The sequence below is a fragment of the Bacillus sp. SD127 genome, assembly GCF_058566445.1.
Genome location: NZ_CP191226.1, coordinates 2461328 through 2481175 on the forward strand (window position 1 = coordinate 2461328; position 19848 = coordinate 2481175).

7 protein-coding genes (1 of these 7 running past the window's edge) are annotated in these 19848 nt (G+C 45.3%); all 7 read right to left on the reverse strand.

Translation table 11 applies throughout. The features are described from left to right. Positions 1-13088, reverse strand: the 5' portion of a protein-coding gene (locus tag ACQVGS_RS12870; RefSeq protein ID WP_491830287.1) for an amino acid adenylation domain-containing protein. It extends 2065 nt beyond the left edge of the window; 13088 of the gene's 15153 nt are visible here — the first part of the coding sequence; it begins with the start codon at positions 13086-13088; its stop codon lies beyond the left edge, outside the window. A 63-nt stretch (positions 13089-13151) separates the two neighbouring features. Then, the gene (locus ACQVGS_RS12875; protein ID WP_101861249.1) at positions 13152-13901 is read right to left on the reverse strand and encodes a polyketide synthase; all 750 of its coding nucleotides are present in this window, start codon (positions 13899-13901) and stop codon (positions 13152-13154) included. Positions 13902-13944: 43 nt separating this feature from the next. After that, positions 13945-14727 carry an enoyl-CoA hydratase/isomerase gene (locus tag ACQVGS_RS12880; RefSeq protein ID WP_151175042.1) on the reverse strand — a complete coding sequence of 261 codons (783 nt, stop codon included), beginning with the start codon at positions 14725-14727 and terminating at the stop codon, positions 13945-13947. Beyond that, positions 14715-15977 (reverse strand): hydroxymethylglutaryl-CoA synthase family protein, encoded by a 1263-nt coding sequence (locus ACQVGS_RS12885; protein WP_151175041.1) that lies wholly within the window; start codon positions 15975-15977, stop codon positions 14715-14717. The genes ACQVGS_RS12880 and ACQVGS_RS12885 overlap by 13 nt, the downstream gene beginning before the upstream one ends. After that, the gene (pksF, locus tag ACQVGS_RS12890) at positions 15978-17225 is read right to left on the reverse strand and encodes a polyketide biosynthesis malonyl-ACP decarboxylase PksF (protein WP_151175040.1); all 1248 of its coding nucleotides are present in this window, start codon (positions 17223-17225) and stop codon (positions 15978-15980) included. It abuts the gene before it with no gap. Next, the gene (locus ACQVGS_RS12895) at positions 17203-17451 is read right to left on the reverse strand and encodes an acyl carrier protein (protein ID WP_024121473.1); all 249 of its coding nucleotides are present in this window, start codon (positions 17449-17451) and stop codon (positions 17203-17205) included. Before ACQVGS_RS12895 ends, pksF begins: the two co-directional genes overlap by 23 nt. A gap of 92 nt (positions 17452-17543) precedes the next feature. Next, a complete protein-coding gene (gene fabD / locus ACQVGS_RS12900) occupies positions 17544-19847 on the reverse strand; it encodes an ACP S-malonyltransferase (protein ID WP_151175039.1) in 2304 nt (767 codons plus the stop codon). Position 19848: the final 1 nt, after the last annotated feature.

Here is a 19848-nt window from a genome sequence, read left to right on the forward strand (position 1 = left end):
GCATTTTCCTTATGTGCTTCTGCAAAATAATCCATATAGCTGTTAGCCATGGCATAATCAGCTTGTCCAGCCGAAAGTGCCGGAATAATGGCCGAAACAGAAGAAAATAATACAAAAAACTGTAGTGGCTCATGACTTACATAGCGATAAAGGGTTGTAAGCCCAGACACCTTCGGCTCCAGTACCTGCCGCATATCATCAGCTGTTTTGCGGATAAACGCCAAGGTATCCATGTCCGTTATTCCTGCACAATGAATGACTCCGCCAATTGGCCCCATTGTTTGATTGATTTCATGTAAGGCTTGCTGTACTTGTGTCTCATCAGACAAAGAGAGTGACAGCATTTGAACTTGTATGCCTTGTGCCTCCAGCTCCCGTACCGCTTGAATTTTCTGCGCCGCAGAGGTATTTAATGTCTCAGCATGAGCCCATTCTTCTCGCGGAGGAAGCTGCTCACGTCCTGTCAAAACCAGCTTTTTCACTCCATAGTGTTCCGCAAAATGCCGGGCGCTTAATAGTCCGATTCCTCTTGTCCCGCCTGTAATGAGAAGCACATGTTCTTCCGGGAAGGTCTGTCGATCTTCGACTCCTCTCCAGGTTACCGGATGCGCTTTTAAGTAAGCCTGGTACCGCAAGCCCTCTCTGTAGCAAACCTCCGTCTCCTCAGTATCGGAATAAAACTCCTCAGCGATCTGCTTCGCGAGAATATGAGGATGAACAGAGTCTTCCGCATCCATATGCCTTGATCTCAAATGGCTGTATTCGCTTTGAAGCATACGATACAAGCCAGCACGGGAGGCTCCTGTCATCTGCACGGAAGGGTTTTGGAATGATTCCAGCCCTTTCGTCACACAAAGCAGCATGATTCCCTCTTTATGCCCGTCTTCAACCAGCCTTTGAATCCAGCTAATCCAATGTAGCTGTTCTTCCTCGTGTCCGCCGCAACCGATTAAATCCACAAGGCCGTCAAACTGTTTCCAATCATTACTTAACTGTTCATTGTCAATCCGGCTCACATTTAATATGAGATGTTTCGGGAAATGCTTTGATACTTCAGCTGCCAAGTCTGCCGTCTCTTCATTGCTGAGAATCGCAACAGCCCTTGTCCCCGGCGTTTTTGTGGCAATCGGACTTGCGCTCCATTGTTTTGTCAAAACACATGAGGTCCGCTTTTCACTATGATCAACGAACTCTATGTTGTCCGGTTCTGAAAGACTTTTCTCTGCCGGAAGCCAATAGTAATCCTTCGCAAACGGATATGAAGGAAGGCTCATTAGACGCGGTTTGGCCGCCCCGCCATACAGTTTAGCCCAATTGACCGCGACACCTTTGACCCATAAATCCGCAAGCTTGGCGTATTTCCTTTTTCTGATCCAAGCCTCAATAGCCATTGCCAAGTCCTCATCAGCAGAAAAAATGGCCAACGCTTCTTTGTTTCGATTCGCCTGTCCGCGGAAGAGCCCTTCAGTCCCTTCCTCGCTGTCAACATACGCTTGCAGTTTTTCTTCAAGCTCCTGCATTGTGCCCGCAATACAAGCCATGCGTTCATCCATTTCTTCCCGCCCGACTTGAAGCGTGTAGGCGATACGGTGCAGATCTTGATCTGTATACTTTTTGTCACGAATGGCACCCAGCAATTGTGCAGCCCGATCCATTAGCCTTTGTTTATTTTTAGCCGACAGCACAATAATGTTCGGATGTTCAGTAAGCGCATGTCGGGAACCTGCTTTTGGAATGTATTCTTCAATCACAATATGGGCGTTTACTCCGCCAATCCCAAAAGAACTTATTCCTGCCCGGCGCGGGATTTCGTTTCCGTTCCGGTCTTTGACAGCCTTCCATTCCTCTTTTTCTTGAACAATGTAAAATGGACTGTCAGTAAGCTGCAGGTAAGGATTGAGCGTATCGCAATGCAGGCTTTTGGCCAAGGTTTTATGCTTCATCTGCAGCAGTACCTTAATCAGGCCAGAAATACCCGCTGCCAGCTCCAAATGACCGATATTGCTTTTAACTGAGCCGATCCCGCATCGATGATCCGGAACTTCCGGCTGTGTGTGCTCATCCCTATTAGACAGTTCTTTAAACGCGGCTTTCAGCCCGTTTATTTCTATCGGATCTCCCAATTCAGTCCCCGTTCCGTGCGCTTCGATATATGTGACTGTACTTGGATCTATGCCTGCCCGGCGATATGCACGCACCAGCAAATCAGCTTGCGCTTTCGGATTAGGAGATGTCAGAGTATTGGCTCTTCCTCCGTGATTTTCTGCCGTACCCCGAATGACGCCGTAAATATGATTCCCATCGCGCTCAGCATCTGTCAGTTTTTTCAGCATGACCATTCCGACACCTTCTCCTCTGACATAACCATTCGCATCAGCAGAGAATGTTTTACATCTACCGTCTTTGCTCAGCATGCCAGCTTTGCTGTAGCTAATGTGCGCCTCCTCGGTTAATATCGTGTTCACGCCTCCTGCGATTGCCATCTCACAGTCGCCGCTTTGCATAGCAGTCACAGCACGGTGAATCGCAACAAGCGAGCTTGAACAAGCCGTTTCTACCGGTTCACTTGGACCATGGGTATTTAAGAAATAACTCATTCTATTCGGACCTACCGAAGGAATCATATGGCCTGTTGCGGCATGTCCTTCAATCGGGAGATTTTCTTTAGTAAATAAATCTTTATATCCTGTATTTCCTGTGCCGATAAAGATGCCTGTCCCTGTACCTGAAAGGCTCTGCGGCGAGCATCCAGCATCTTCTATCACCTTCCATGCATATTCCATTAACAGCCTCTGTTGAGGATCTACATAATGGGCTTCACGGGGTGATATCCCAAAAAACAACGGATCAAATTCTGCTACACCATCAATAAATCCGCCCCATTTGATGTCAGTCTTATTGGCTTCTGAGTCAGGATTTCCAAAATGCTCCCGCCAATCCCAACGGTCTTTCGGGACTTCCGTGATACTGTCTTTGCCTTCCTCAAGATTTCTCCAGAATTCATCTATGTCATTGGCTCCAGGGAATCGGCCGCTGATGCCGACAATGGCGATCGGCTCATAATCGGCAGCCTGATTTGTGTTTCTTTCCTCTTTTGGCATAACAGTCTGTTTAAAGCGCTGTTTTCTCCTCTTTGTCATGCTTGGAGCCGCAGGAGCTGTTTCTTCATCTTTTTCAGGAACCGATGATATTACGTTCTCCTCAGCAAAAGCCTCCTTGTATTCATCTATCAGATAGTCAGCCAAACTTTGAATCCTTCCATATTCAAAGAAAATGGTCGGCGTCAATTCCAATTGATATGCTTCGTTAATCTGATTCGTAAATACAGTGAATGAAACTGAATCAAAGCCATACTCACTCAGCTCTGTATTGATATCGATATCTTCAACGTTCACTTTTAAAATGACGCTGACCATGTGACTCAATGAAGCTTGCAGGCTGTCTGCAGCAGATAAAGAGTTGGATGGTTCATCAGTCCCGCTGACGGCTACATCTTGAGGCAGCCATTCATCCTGATACTCAGACATTACATATTCAGCCAGGCTTCGTATACTTCCATATTCGAAGAAAATGGTCGGCGCTAACTCCAATTGGTACACTTCATTAATCCGGTTTGTAAATACAGTAAACGTAACCGAATCGAATCCGTACTCGCTGAGTTCTGTATTGATATCAATATCTTCAGTGTTAACTTTTAAAATCTCTCCGACCATCTGGATGAAAGACTGTTCCAATTTACGGGTTTGGCTGTTATGTTTATCTGCGCTTTTATGATCCGTCCGTTTGATTTTAGACCCGGAAGAGAGCAATTTTTGCTTCATTTTCGCAAGCTGACCTTCCATCACGAATACTTGCGGCTTTTCTGAAGCGATTCCTTGATAAAGGGCTTTAATGCCGTGATCACTTTGCATCGGGACCATTCCTGCGTTTTTCAACATACTCTTTTCAATTTCAGCATCAACTTGCATACCGCCCTCTTTCCATAACGGCCAGTTGAAGGAAATGGTTGTGCCGTTCCGCTTCTTAGACACGGCAAGCGCGTTTCTGTACACGGCAAATGCATCCATAAATGTATTGGCTGCTGCATAGTCTGCTTGTCCAGTGTTTCCTAAACATCCGGACACAGAAGAAAACAAGATGAAAAAGTCCAACTGCCAATCTTTGCTGCATTCATCTAGATAAAACAAACCGTTCACTTTTGGCTGTAATACTTCTTGAAACTCTTTATTTGTTTTGTGCACAATGAAGTGATCTTTTATGATGCCTGCACCGTGAAGAATTCCATTGAGATGGCCGTACGTCTCTTTGATTTCATCCATGAGCCGTGAGACCGCCTTTTGATCTCCAACATCAGCCTGTTTATAGATAACCTCTGCACCCAACTTTCGGAGAGCCTCAAGCTCCTGCTCCTTATGCTCACTTAAGACTGAGCGTCCCGTAAGAATGATGGCCGGATGAACGGCTCGATTGGCAATTTCTTTTGCAAACAAAAGGCCTAAGCTCCCCGCTCCACCTGTGATAAGGTAAACGCCATTATCCTTCCATGGCATATGAAGCTCAGCAGCTGCCGGACGCGCTATTTCACTCCAGCCTTTGACAAAGCGGTCACCAGCTTCATATTTGATCTGTTTGTCATCAGGCCTCTGACTGTCGTCTATCAGCTTTTGATGAAGGCCAATGATCTCTTCCGGATTCTCGACCTCAATGACCTGAGCTGTAAGTTTGCTGTATTCCAATTCTGCTGTTTTGAGTAATCCGGACATTCCCGCAAACAATTGCTTCTCGCCTTTCCCCGGCACAATCACTTGAATGATCAGATTAGCTTTAGAGCGAATCTTCTTTTGTATGAGTTCAAAAACCTGCTGTGTATAGCTTTGAAAACGTTCAGCGATATTCCCCTCAGTTTCATTCAGAGTAATGACATGCACATTCTGCATGCGGGATGCAATGCCGTCGCTGACCTTTCGTTCGGTTTCACAGAAGACAACGAGATGCTCTCCGTAAGATGTCACCTCTTTAGCGATCACCTCATCCTGCTTATTCCAAATCGGCTCGAGCATTAACCGCTCATGTGTAACTGCAGGTTTTGGCGAATGAACTTCTCCTTCCAACACTCTTGTTGAAAATCCCTTCATCCTTACGCATACGTCCCCAGTCTCGTCAAACAAATCGATATCCGCTTTCTGCACCATATCTCCGCCGTGATCACCGTCACTTAACCGGGCATATGCCCACATCGCAGACGTACATCCTTTGATCACTTCAAGTTCTTCAAGCGCAAACGGCAAAATCAATTTTTGCTCAGTAAATTCCTGCATGATACAGATTGTGGCAGCCTGAACAGCGGAGTCCATCATACTTGGATGCAGCACAAAACGTTCCTGTGTGTCAGAAACAGATGCTGGCAGCTGCAATCGTGCCAAAACCTCTCTGTTTCCGATATTCACTTTCTGAATTCCTTGGAATGCCGGACCATGAAACATTCCCCTGCTTCTGCCTTCCTCGTAAAATTGGTGAGGCGAAAGCTCCTTCCGGCTGCAGCGGCGCTGTAATTCACCAAGATCCCAAGCCGGCTTTTCTGCTGCAGTTATCAGTTCCGCACTGCCTTGACTGTGTATGGCTGAGCCTGACCCTTCTCCGGTACTGTAAATGTCATATGTGATTTTCCCATCCTCTTCTGGAAAGAGACTGATATGCACATGAACCGGCTGACTCTCGACCACTACAGGCTGAACCCAAACGGCGTGATTTAATTTGATTCTGACATCCTGTTCGTTTATGCTGCCTGTAGCCTTGTTTACAGCCATTTGCGCCATTTCAAGGTAGGCAACCCCAGGGAGCACCGGCTTCCCTCTCACCACATGATCTGTCAGAAAGAATTCCTCACCTGTAAAAACTGAACTGAATCTCTGCTCAGAAAAGTCTGACGTATTTTGATGAAGCAGCGGATGCAATGCACTGACGCCTGTCTGTTTAGCGGACATTCTTCCCGAAAGCTTGTGATCATCCTGTGATGCCCAGTATCGTTCCTTTGCAAAAGGATATGTCGGCAAACTCATTCTGTTTGGACGCACATCTTTGTAAAGCTGCAGCCAATCAATATGCGCTCCTTTACTCCATATCTCCGCCAGCTTGTTCACTTTTCCTTTTTCGATCCACTTCCCAATCAGTTCCGCGCTGTCTTCATCCTCTGTCAGCCATGAAACATCCTTGGCTTGCTGCTTCTCTCCTTGATAACAGCCTTCTATTGGTGAATTTCCATTGATAAAATCAGCCAGCCTTTGTTTTAACTCATCCACATGATCAGCGATAAAGGCAACCCGATATTCCATTGCTTCTCGCCCGACCTGAAGGGTATAAGCAAAATCAGCCAGACGGCCGCTTTCAAGCCCTCTTCTTTCCAAATGAACCAAAATGCCATGTACATACTCATGCAGCCGCTCTTTATTTTTTGCCGATATCGGAATGATGCAGGCCCCTGTTTGTTTCTGATCAGCAGAAACTGTTTTGTATTGCTCGAAAATCGCATGAGTGTTTGTCCCGCCAAGCCCGAACGAACTAAGTGCAGCCCTGTGCGTTTTTATTTCATTACTCAATGCTTTCTTTTGATCGACGACGTAAAAAGGAGAATTAGCTAAGTCTGTATTTGGATTCGGATCCTTATAATTGATGCTAGGAGCAAGCTCATTATGGTAAAGGCTCATCACAACCTTAATGCAGCCTGCCAGCCCGGCGGCCGTATCAGCGTGTCCTATATTGGATTTGACCGATCCGATTCCGCAAAATTGTTTTTTATTTGTATACTGCCTGTAAACTGCCGTCAACGCTGACAGCTCGATTGGATCTCCAAGCTTCGTACCTGTACCGTGCGCTTCCACATAGCTGATGGATTCAGGCTGAATATTCGTTTGATTCATGACCTTTTGAATCACGTCCGCCTGTCCTTTTACACTTGGAGCATAAAAGCCGACTTTGTCAGCTCCATCGTTATTTATACCTATGCCTCTTAACAACGCATAGATGTGGTCGCCGTCTTTTACGGCATCCGCCGCTTTTTTGAGCAATACAACGGCAACGCCCTCACCGCCAATCATTCCGTCGGCAGAGGCATCAAATGCCTTAATATGCCCATCACTTGAAAAATTCAAACCTGACTGATGTACGTATCCGATATTTGACTCGGTGTGCAATGTCGCTCCGCCGACCAAAGCATAATTAGATTCACCAGACATCAGGCTTTGATAGGCAGAATGCAATCCGATTAAAGAAGAAGAACAATTGGCATGAACGAAATAGCTAGGCCCTTTCAATCCGAGCTTATGAGAAATCATCGTCGGAATGGTTCCGCTCTGTGCAAGCACCCACGATACATAACCGTCCGGCGTTTCAAGGCTCTCCGTTGTTTCTTTTGGCAAGAGCGCGCGATATGAATTATTGCTTGCTGACATATAAACACTCGTTTCCGGAATCTGTTTGGACACGTAACCGGCATCTTCTATCGCTTTCCAGGAGTGAGTCATGAGCATCCGCAGCTGCGGATCCATAAATTCAGCATCTTTAGGTGATATTTGAAAGAAGCTTGGGTCAAACTCGTCCTTCCCTTCAATCGAGGATTTAGCCGGGACATACCGTGAGCTCTCAGTCAGTTCCTCTGAAACACCAAAACTCCGAAGCTCTTCTGTACTGAAAAATTTAATACTTTCCTTGCCGTCTCTAAGGTTCTCCCAAAACTCAGCATGGTTTTTCGCACCTGGAAATTCACACGATATCCCAATAATCGCTACACTGTCCTCATAATAATCCGGAAGATCACCAGTAACATTTTGAGTGTGAATAGGCTTATCTGACTTTTCCGCTGATGCTAAAGTCAAAGAGAAACCAGTATCCGCCATTTGCTGTTCAGTGATATATTTACTGATGCCTTTGATCGTTGAGTATTCAAACAAGTCTGTGACAGTAAACTCACAGGATAGTTCATGCTTGATGCGTTCGGCCGCCGTAACAGCGAGAAGCGAATCGCCTCCCACATCGAAAAATCCGTCTTCCTGCTCAATGTCATAAACGTTCAGTACATCTTGCCAAATAGATAAAATAGTTTCTTGTATTTTCATAGAAGCAATATTCCCTTGCCTTGGCTGCTTCGCTGTCACTTTTTGTTTCTTCAGAGTGTTTCTGTCTATCTTGCCGTTCGGTGTTAACGGCATATGGTCAAGCTGGGTAAAATAAGAAGGCACCATATAGGCTGGTAAACTGTTTTTTAAATAATTCCGCAGCTCCCTTGATGATAGAGATAAATTTGCATCTTTCACTGTATAATAGGCAGCGAGCTTCTCGTCTCCGTCCTGTTCAGCTGCAAGAATGACGCTTTCCTGAATAGCCGGATGTTCATTAAGCCGGCTTTCAATATCGCCAAGCTCAATGCGGAATCCGCGTATTTTCACCTGGTTGTCGATGCGTCCGATATATTCAATCCTGCCTCCCGGAAGCCAGCGTGCCTTGTCACCTGTTCTATAAAGCTTTGACCCAGGCTCAAAAGGGCTGTCTATAAATCTTTCATCCGTCAATTCACCCTGTTTGTAATAGCCCTTTGCCACTCCGTCCCCCGCAATGCAAAGCTCTCCCGGGACACCAGCCGGGACAGGCGTAAGCTGCGAATCGGTAATATAAATCCGGGTATTTGCGATAGGCCGGCCTATCGTGATGTGAGATCTTTCTTCATTCACACGCTGGACCGCAGACCAGACTGTTGTTTCCGTAGGTCCGAACATATTCCAGGCTTCGCTGTCCGTATTGAGAAAATGCCGCTTTAGTTTTTCAGGTAAGGCTTCGCCTCCGCATAGAATCTTGACTCCCTCTTCATTTTTCCAGCCTGAATAAAAGAGCATTTTCCATGTCGCAGGTGTTGCTTGCATGATTGTCGGTCTCAAATCTTGTATGTCGCGCTTCAGTTTTTCAACGTCTTTTGTATGTTCAGTTTGGCAAATATGGCACTGCGCCCCCTTTATCAAAGGGAGATATAGCTCTAAAGCAGCTATATCAAAACAGTAGGTTGTCACAGCAAGCAGGCTATCCGCTGATGAAAGACCGGGCGTCTCACCCATAGAAACGAGAAAGTTTGTCAACGCTTTATGCGGAATCATGACACCTTTGGGCTTCCCTGTGCTGCCGGACGTATAAATGACATAAGCCAAGTTTTCCGGCTTGACGGTGCGCGAAAGAACACGTCGATCAAAAGCGGCTTGAGTGACATCATCCCAGTCCTGATCTAACAAAACTGTCTGAACCCCATTCCAGCTTAAAGTATTGGCCAATTCGGAAGTAGTCAGTGTAATGGAGACTTCACTGTCCTTCAGCATGTATTCCAATCGCTCAGCCGGATAAGACGGGTCTAACGGCACATATGCTCCTCCTGCCTTGAGAATCGCCAATAAACCTACAATCATTTCCAGCGATCGTTCCACATAGATACCTGCCAAGCGATCCGGCCCCGCTCCATGCGCCTGCAAATATATGGCCAGCTGTGTGCTTTTTTCATCAAGCTCCCGATACGTCAATGTTTCACCTTTATAGCTGACAGCCGCCCGATTAGGCGTCTTTTTCGCCTGCTGCTCAAATAACTCATGAAAACACGCATGTGGATAATTCTTGTCAGTAGCGTTCCACGTTCTGAGAATCATTTGTTCCTCTTCGTCAGTTAATAAGGAATACTCTTTTAAAGTCTGAGAAGGACTCCCCACAGCCTGTTCTGTTAAATAAACAAAATGATCGAACATAGCGGAAATAGCAGCGGTATCAAACAGCCCAGTATTGTATTTGATGTTCAGCTCCATTTTTTCTTCTTCTTCCCATAGCTCAAATACCAATTCGTATTCACCCTCTTGATGAATACTCTCAACGAAATCAATAGAAAAGGAATCCTTATATTTACTCAACAGACTTTGATAACTTCCAGTTTGAAGAAAATTCTGATAGAAAAAAGCTGTCTGAAAAACAGGTGAACCTGCTTGCTGGCGAGAAATATTCAAATCCCGCACCATTTTTGGAAAAGGATAAGCCGCATGATCCAGTCCATCGAGGATTGTGAATTGCAATCTCGAAACGAACTCAGAAAAAGTTTCTGCCGCTTTCAGTTCACCCCGGATAGGCAGCATATTGAGAAAATGCCCAATAGAAGAATCAAATCGCTCTTCAGGTCTCACCATCGCAGGCATGCCGACGATCAGTTCTTTCTGATCGCAATAACGGCCTAACAGCATCATATAGCAGCTCAGCAATACCGTTGAAACATTTGTAGAATGCTCTTTGGCAAACGATCTGACACGCTTCATTAAACTGCTGGGCAGCCGCCGAGCGTATGTGTCTTCCTTAAACTCTGAAACGGACGTACTGGTGCTTACAGCCGGCAGCTGAAGATTCGGCAATGTGCCCGATAGCTGTTTCCGCCAATACGAACGATGTTTCTCGCCGTCTTCACCGGCAAGCATGTTCTGTTCCCAAGCGGCAAAATCATGATAAACGGCCGGTGAAACAGACTCTTTCGGCTCCTGTCCTTCTAATAGAAGCTTATAGCTGTCAAAAAGGCTGCGAATAAACGTCAGGGAAGAAATCCCGTCAAAAATAATATGGTGAATAACCACAAGCAAAAAGTGCTCTTCTTCTGATCTGGAAAAAACACGGACGCGCATTAACGGGCTGTTTTCCTTTACATACGGTGCTTTTACTTGTTTTCTAAGATAAGCAGTTGTGTCAGACTCTTTCATACCCGAAATGTCTTCTGTTTTGATATCAAGAGATAGCGCCGGCTCATTTTTGAGGCAAGGCACTCCGTCTTGTTCTTGAATCACATGCTTTAATATCGGATGCTGTTTCAGCACATAGTGAAAAGCTTGCTTTAAAGTTTCAAGGTGAAGCGCTGACGTAAATCGAAAACAGAGAGGTACGTGATACGCGCTATTTTCAGGTGACATTTTTTGCAATGTCCACAAACCTTTTTGAACTTCAGAAAGAGGTTGAAAGGCTGCTTGCTTTTTTTCCGCCTCTTCTGATTGGGGTGTGTTAATGCTATCTTTGTCACCAGACAGGCTGCTCCGCAAATCTTCTTTTTCAGACAGATAGTTTGCCAGTGATTCGATTGCAGGATACTTATATAACTCTCTGGCTGTAAGTCTGATGCGGTATTTTTTCTCGACCGCCCGAATAAGCTTCATCATCTTAATAGAGTCAATACCAAGGCTTTGGATATTGGTGTTGGGCTCAATCCAATTGCGGGAAACATGAAGCTCATCAGTAAAACAGCTGAGCAGATATTCCTGTATATCTTCTCTTATTCTTTTGGCATCATCTGCTTCTTGTGTCTCTCCCTCACCGTTTATACGGTTCGGTTTGTGAAGCAAGTGGTCGAACTCCCCATTTTCAAATGCCGTTTTCAGCTGCGTGCGCTGAATCTTTCCTATAGCTGTTTTCGGAATCTCTTCTTTATGCACCGGCAGCAAAAATTCGGGAGTCACACCGATTGTCTGCGTGACATGATACTGTATGTCTCTAAGAAGCTGAACGATTTCATCATCATTCAGCTGGGTAGAAGTAACAAAGAAGATAGCCAGCTGATCCGTTGTATTGTTATTCACACGGACAGCACAAGCGGCAGTATAAGAAGTTTCGATTTCCGCTAATTCTTCAACTGCGGATTCAATCGCATGGCTGTAGTAATTGACACCATTAATAATAATCGCATCTTTCGTACGGCCCGTAATGGTTAGACGCCCATTGCGCAAAAAACCGAGATCGCCAGTTTCAAACCAGCCATCCTCCGTAAACACACTCTCATTCAAATCCGGGCGCCGATAATATCCGCTGGTAACAGAGAGGCCAGAGACTTGAAAACGGCCGATCTCGCCTTCCTCAACCAATTCATTATGGTCATCCACAATCCTCATGGAGAATCCAGGAATCGGGGAGCCTATTTCCACAAAACCATCATCATCGCTTGTTGCGGCACGGGTAAACTCACGAGAGAAAATCACGCCGGATGAGGTTTCGGACATACCCCATGCAGGGCGAATCGCATCAGCAGGCAATCCGTGAGGTTCTAAAAGCTCTAGCATTCTGCGCCCCACTTTAGCGACCATCGCTTCACCGCCGTTGAGCATATAGCGCATGGATGACAGGTCCCAGTTTCGATTTTTCATTTCATCAGAAAAATCAGTGACAAGTCCGAAAGCAAAATTCGGCGCCCACGTAACAGAAGCACGGTAATGATCAATCCAATCAAGCCATTTTAGAGGTTCCATCAAAATCGTTTCACTTGCGACGTTGATTTCTTGGCAGCCAAGATAGACATCCCGCAAATGAAGCATCCCAATGCCTCCGACATGATCAAACGGCATCCAGTTAAACGTGATATCCTCTCTTGTAAAACCTTGCATTTGAATAATGCCTTTCACCATGCTTAAAATATTTTTGTGATTGAGCATGACTGCTTTGGGAGTGCCCGTACTCCCTGAAGTCAGCAGCAGAAGCGCCAAATCTTCAGGATGAGCTTGATGCCAGTCGGTTTCCATCTCATCACGGTAAAGATCCTCGACAGCCAAGGCGCGAAAACCTTCAAGTTCTTGCTCTTTTGCCCAATCAATCATTTCCTGAAGCAATTCCCGACTCGTAATCACCGGCGGCCTGTCAAGAAGTGTCCATGCGTCTTTCAGCTTTTGAGTCCCGCTGTTCGACTCTGTGTACGTCGGGGCAACAGCTAAAGGCGCCGGAACAATTCCAGTTGAAACACAGCCCCAGAAAGCAGGGATAAATTGCGAATTGTCACCAAGCTGCAAGATCACATTGTCCTTTGCTCTCAGGCCAGATTGACGGAGCCCCTTCACAATACGCAGCGCATCCTTCCATAAACGGCCGTAAGATTGATGAATCTCAGTTCCATCCGGCTGCAGATAAATGATCCCCTTTGTTTCTCCAAGCTCCGCTGCAGTTTTGTATAAAACCTCGGGTATTGTAGCCGGTTGATCTTCGGATATATGTAATGGCTCCCCATAACTGACAGAGGGATTAGCTAATCCGCGGGTATTCACATCATTTCTCATAGAGCTGCCTCCATTTCACCTGCACATTTTTATGTATCACACGACGATCATTTTTATTTTCAATTAATTCCCATACAAACCTGTGATTCTCGTTTTGACTTCGTCTTGATGAAATGTTTTCTCATGCATAACGAGCTCCTGTTCTATCACGCTGGGAAGCTGCTCGCGAAACGGCGCAACCAAGTGGTCTTTTAGTGTAATTAAGGAGTTTCTCGGTTTTTCCGCCAGCTCACGCGCCAGCTCCACAGCATACTCCAAAACTTCAGATCGAGGGAGGACTTTAAAGGGTATTCCTCTTTTTTCGAGATCGGCTCCCCGGTAATTGCCTGCATTCATTAATAACTCCTGCGCCAAGCTGAACCCGAGTTTTTGGGGAACGATAAAAGTAGCTCCCATACCCGGTGTAAACCCGTATTTCATAAAATTAGTGGTATACACGCTCTCCCTGCTCAGAATAACAAAATCAGCAAAGAGCCCCATGACAAAGCCGCCCCCAATTCCGTGACCCTGCATGGCAGCAATGACGGGAATTCTGCAATCAAGTGCCAGAGAATAGAGATTGTCATCAGTAAACTTGGTGATTCCTTGCTGGATTCTCAGCAAACCTTCTTGTGTTCCGCCTGAAGCAAAATAATTGTCGTATCCCGTTAAAATCACTGCTTTATAGCTTTGTTGATTGCGAATGAATTCGAACGCTTGAATTAATCCGTCTGTGAGTTCTTGCGAAAACGCGTTTTTATGAACACGGTCATGCATCTTGACCTGAATAATAGCGGGCTCGATTTCAAAAAGCTCTACAACAGAATGCGTCATGATGTCCTCCTAACGGTTTCTGATTGTATGTATTTCACACAGTTTACGGGCTCTTCTCCCAAGGGAACTGCCCCGTTTCAACGTACCTTATGATTCCCATTTGATTTTGAGGGTCGGAAAACATGTCTTGATTTTCAGTTAAAGCCATGGATTTCGTACGGCGCGGGCGGTCATCCAATGAATTGATAAACTGTTTATACCGCGCAATTGCCTTTTTATTTAACCGCCGCAAGCGCAATAAATGCTTTCTCAGCAGGACCTCACTTTGAGCGTCAGAGGCATCTACCAAGCCCCATTCCTTGGCTTCCTGAACAAAAATCGGTTTTGTCATTAATGTCATATAATGCGCTTTTTGATAGCCGATCCTGCGAATCAGAAATGGCAGCACACAAGCTGGATAAAGACCAAATAACAACTCGGACAGACTGAATGATGCAGTTTGATCCGCTATGACAATATCACTGGCAGCCACAAATCCAAGACCTCCGGCATTTACTTTTCCCCGCACATGTGAAATGGTGACAAAAGGACCAGTCTGCAATTTCAGCCACAAATCATAGAGAGGTTCTTGAGAACTCGCTTGTTTTCTGCCGCTTTTCATCTCCTGATATATTTCTTGAAAATCCGCTCCGAAACAAAATACCTCCGGGAGCCCCTCTAAAACAATGACCGTAACGGAAGATGTCTCACATTGATTCATCACTTGTAAACATTCATCGATTAATTGGTCATTGATCGTATTATTAGCGTCAGGACGATGAAAGGTTAGATAGCAAATTGACTCTTGAAACCGGACCTTAATCGTTTGGTATGTCACGACATCCACCTGTACTTGCGATGAAACTCAGAAATTTCTTCTAAAAACAGCCTCGGCTTTTCTTGATGAAATTGCAATACCCCCGGAATCATCTCAAGATCCAGCTTGACATTACGAGTTCCGAACCGGACCATCCCGCTTCCCTTGAACAGCGTTTCATACTCATCCATTGAAAGATGATATCGATTGTCCAAGTGCTTCTCGATTTCAAATAAGCGCTGGCGTTTTTGGCCTTGAGGCGTTGCTATTCCGCTGTAAAATTCAGAACAGCAGCCTGAACCATAGGAGAAACAGCCGATTCGTTTAGGCGAGTCAAGCTGCGCTTTGTCAATAGTGCTAGCCAGCGCCAGAAGCAATGCGGCTCCCATAATGTTTCCGACCCTTTGGCAGTAGAGCAATCCAGGCTGTACCCGTTTCAAAAAATCAGTTTCTATCTCGGCCGTTTTCGCCTTTGCCATCTTACGCATCATCGTCCGGTGCGCCCCTTTCACCATCCCGCCAAAAGGCGTATGGTAGGCTAGATATTGAAACGTATCTTGATAATGAGCCCCGGGTACACGTTTTTGATATTCCAAGAACGTTTGTTCACAGCAATCCAAATATGACATTAAAGACAGGTCAGCATCTCCCGCCTCACTGTCGGGAATGGGACGGCACGTATCCATCACTTCGTAGCCGTAATAGCCGTTTGCCCCGGGATCAACTTGAAACACCTCAGGATTTTCGCCTACCAAAACAGCCACTGCTCCCGCTCCGGCACTCGGTTCGGCATAGGACCAATCCTCACTTAAAGCGTCTCCGCCTTCAGCGATTAAAAAACGGGAAATATCACTGGCGATGACCAGTGCTTTGGCACCCGGAGACGTCTGGGATAATATAAAATTCACTGCCATTTGAAATCCGGCAGTTCCTGAATAACAGGCTTGTTTTATTTCGAACAAACGGCAGTTGCGATTAAGCCCTAAATATTCATGGATATAGGTGCTTAATGATTTTCCAAAATCGATCCCAGATTCGGAACAGGTGATCAGCAATTCAATCCTGTCTTTCTCTGCATCACTTAGTGAATCAATAATCGGTTTAGCCGCATTCACTCCAAAGGTCACAGGATCTTCGTAAGGCAGTGCTACCGCTTTTTCTTTCATTAATAAATTTTCAAATCTAGCAGTATCTAAATGTCTGTACTTGGCTAATTGCATGACATCAAGGTATGCCGTTCCGCCAAAGACATTCATCGCTTCTATTCCAGCAGAAACCATTTATGATTCGCCTCCGCATTTTTCAATGTTTTGTATACAAACAGCGGTATTCATTCCGCCAAAACCCATGCTTAAACTCAACGCGTTTTTTATGTCGTGTGAAATTGATTGATCCGTCACCCAATGCAAGGAAGGATCAATTGGATCATGTAAATTCCGGCTCGGATGCAGGCGTGATTCTTTCATTTGAAGCAGTACAGAAATAATCTCAACAATGCCTGCTGCACTGAGCCCATGCCCGGTTATTGATTTTGTTGCATTTATATAAGCATGAGAAAGACCGCAAGCATGCAGCGCCTTCAATTCAATTTCATCTCCAATGAAAGAACCCGTGCCATGAGGGTTTATGTAATCAATTTCTTCAGGTGTGAGACCGGCTCGCTCCAATGCCTTTTGTATGACATAGATCTCCCCTTCTAAAGAAGGATCAGGATTGCGGTTCCCATCTACTTTGATTGACCATCCTGACAATGCAGCATAGGGTTTTACGCCCCGGCGGACAGCCGTATCTTTTCGTTCTATCACCAATGCGCCGCAGCATTCTCCATAAATAAATCCATCTCTGTTCTGGTCAAAGGGACGGCACGCTTTTTCCGGCTCATCAGCATATTTATCCGTTCCCATAGCGCCTAAAGCCCTAAGCGCCTCACATTCCATATAGGAAATATCCATTAACGCCCCCAGTGCGATGCAAATATCTACCTCTCCTGACAGGACTTGCTGAATTGCTTGAATCACCGCTAACTGGCCGCTTGCGGAAGCACCTCCCGCCGTATAAGCTAAACCGGTGATTCCAAACTGTTCTGTACAAAGACCGCAAAGATCGCTATCCATAAAAGACAGTGCATATGCTGGCGACATGAAACCAGAGCGGTCCCTATAATTCTCATAATGCTGGAGGGTCTCTCTTTGCTGAAAGTTCGATCCTCCTGCTACCAGCCCGATACGTGCGGAACCAGCATCGTCTAACTTCGCCTCCTCCCAGGCTTCTGAGAGAGTAACCAAAGCAGCCCGGCTGGAAAATGACGCTTTTCTTAGCAGTTTCTTAGAAAGACGGTCCGGATAAGATAACGAAGGAATTTCAGCCCCAATAAACCGGCTGTCTTTTTGTCTGCCAGGGCGCTGCATCACTTCAAAGGCATGCCTCCCAGACAATAACGAAGAAACAAAAGCCTCTTTCCCTTGGCCGATCGCTGCCGTTACTCCGACACCGGTCACCAGAATCTCAGGCGGATTGTACTTTGTCATAAAGCACCTCAGCTAATTCGCCGATGTTGTTCACACCAGACAGCTCGACACGAGGGATTTTTAATGATAAATCCTCAAGCACCATGGTTATAATTTCAGCCCTGTCTACAGAATCAGCCCCTAAATCAGCTAATCGATCTTCAGGCTCAAAACGATGTCCGTCCAATTCCGGAAGAACCTCACAAATATTAGTAATCAATACTTCGAAGACTTTCTGTTTATTCATAACGTTTGTCTCTCCTTTAAATGGAATGTTAAACATGCAGGCTCGGCCCATTTTTTCGCAATATTCAATCTTTTATTATTGTACAATAGACTTTAAAGCGCCTTTTGAGAAAATAATGCAATTCTGTCGTTAAGTAACTTTGCGGTTTCTCTCATTAATATTTTCCCGATGTCATCCACATGACGGTTCCGCCAGCTCTCTAATTCCGAGCCTTTGACCCATTGATTAAAAGCCCCTAACGCAGGGCCGCAGTGAACTTGATAATCGACTTTAGACTCTTCGCTTCCGCTGATCGCCAATTGCGAGCTGTACCTAAAGTACCATCTGAAAATCAATGCCATCTTATGTTTCGGATTCCGTTCAGCCTTCTCAATCTCTGCCGATGGATAGTGTAATTTAATATCTTCATATATTTTTTCGATACTGCGTTTAAAATATTTCTCCTCAAGCTGAGTTAAGGTCTTTTGATCGATCTCACTCAATGATCCAAATCGCTGGTAAAGTTCATGCAGCTTGCTGGCTCGCGCCGGAAAAAACACACCTTTTTTCAGCACTTGCACTTTGCTGCCCGATTCGAACATATCACCCGCTGGCGCATACGCCGTATCTTGAACATTCATTTGCTGCAATAAATCTTTCACTCTGTCACTTGTGGCCGCTTCAACCGTACACTGATTGATTGAGCCGGTTAAGATAAAATCAGCACCGAGCATAAAGGCAGCCATCGCCGCCTCAGGAGTTCCTATCCCGCCTGCCGCACCGACGCGTATTTTTTTGTTATATCGATACTTTTTCATCATTTCGTCTCTTAATAATGTCATCGCCGGCATCAAGCTGTATGCGACACCGCCGTCCGTATGACCGCCTGAGTCTGCTTCCACACAAATATCCTCTGCCACAGGGATCTCCCGCAATAACTCAGCTTCACTAGTTGTGATTTTGTTTTCTCTTAAAAGCTTTTCTACCATATTCTCCGGCGCAGGACTCATAAAGGATTCGGCAACCTCAGGCCTTGAGATTTTCGCTATCATTCGATTTAAACATATCACTTCACCGTTTGGACGCCGTTTCAATCCTTTGGCGCGATATCTAACTAAAGCAGGAGTGACACTTAGAAATGCGGAGGCTTCCAAATGTCTCACATTATGTTTCAATAAAAGATCAATCATTTTTTCTTCTGATTCAATATGCTTCATATTGTGCACAAGGTTAATGCCATAGGCTTGTCCCTGCCCCAATTCGCCTTGAATAGACAGAATCGCATCCTCAACGTCATTCAGATCCAAACCGCCCGTGCCAAAGAACCCCATCATCCCCGCTTTTGACATCTTTACAACCATTTCTTTCGAAGCAATTCCGCGGTACATTCCTCCTGCAAGATAAGCATATGTAAGTTGATAGTCTTTTTTAAACTCGGCATTTCCTAATGAATGAGCTGTAATCTCAGCAGAAATTCGAGCTGAATGGGCGTCAGTTTCTGCTTGTTCATTTTGCTGGCCGGGAAAGACATTTTTCTCTGTTGAATCAGCATGATGTGTTAACGGCTCCGCTTCATTTTTTATGCGGGTAATTAAGCCGGTTAACACCTTTCCAGGACCGACTTCTTCAAACTCCATTGCTCCTCTTCCCATAAGAAAACGAATGCTGTCTGTCCATCTAACCGTGCTGTTCATTTGTTGAGACAGGGTCTCTTTCAGCCTTTCCTGTTGATAAGGCTCTGCATATACATTCGAGATAACCGGAAAAGACAAAGGCGCAAAATGGAATGTTTCTATAAATTGCTTAAATTCTTGTTTTGCTTCATCCATATACCTGGAATGAAAAGCTCCGCTTACGTTTAACGGGTGGAACAGCTTTACATCCTGGATGGTTTCAAAAACAGCTCCCGCTTTTTCAATATCTTTTTTTTGCCCGGAAATCACAATTTGCCGAGGTGTATTCTCATTTGCCACATCAATCGTATGTAAATGATGTTCTTCTAATACGGCTGCAACTTGTTCCTTATCTAAACCGATCACCGCAGCCATACCGCCTCCAGTAACCCGTCCCATCAGCTCGCCTCTTTTTTTCACCAGCTTTAAGCCTGTCCCAAAGTCAAATGCGCCTGCTGCAAACAGCGCGTTGTATTCTCCTAAGCTATGCCCCGCCGCAAAATCAGGTTTTTCGCCGATCTCCTCCTGCTTTTTCAAATAACTGAGTGCATTGACCACGTATAAAGCAGGCTGAGTATATTGAGTATGATTGACATCGAAATAGCCTTTTTCAGTACAGAGTTTTTTGATTGAATATCCAAGTATTTGATCTGCTTGGTCCGTCAAATGCTGATATTGCTCAAAAAGTCCTTGTCCCATTCCTTTTTGCTGGGAGCCTTGTCCTGGAAAAACATATGTAATCATC

Bases quoted from the DNA above. Each gene is read 5' to 3' on its own strand.
- ACQVGS_RS12875 (WP_101861249.1), bottom strand. From the start codon at position 13,901: ATGACGCATTCTGTTGTAGAGCTTTTTGAAATCGAGCCCGCTATTATT.
- ACQVGS_RS12885 (WP_151175041.1), bottom strand. From the start codon at position 15,977: ATGGTTTCTGCTGGAATAGAAGCGATGAATGTCTTTGGCGGAACGGCA.
- pksF (WP_151175040.1), bottom strand. From the start codon at position 17,225: ATGACAAAGTACAATCCGCCTGAGATTCTGGTGACCGGTGTCGGAGTA.
- ACQVGS_RS12895 (WP_024121473.1), bottom strand. From the start codon at position 17,451: ATGAATAAACAGAAAGTCTTCGAAGTATTGATTACTAATATTTGTGAG.
- fabD (WP_151175039.1), bottom strand. From the start codon at position 19,847: ATGATTACATATGTTTTTCCAGGACAAGGCTCCCAGCAAAAAGGAATG.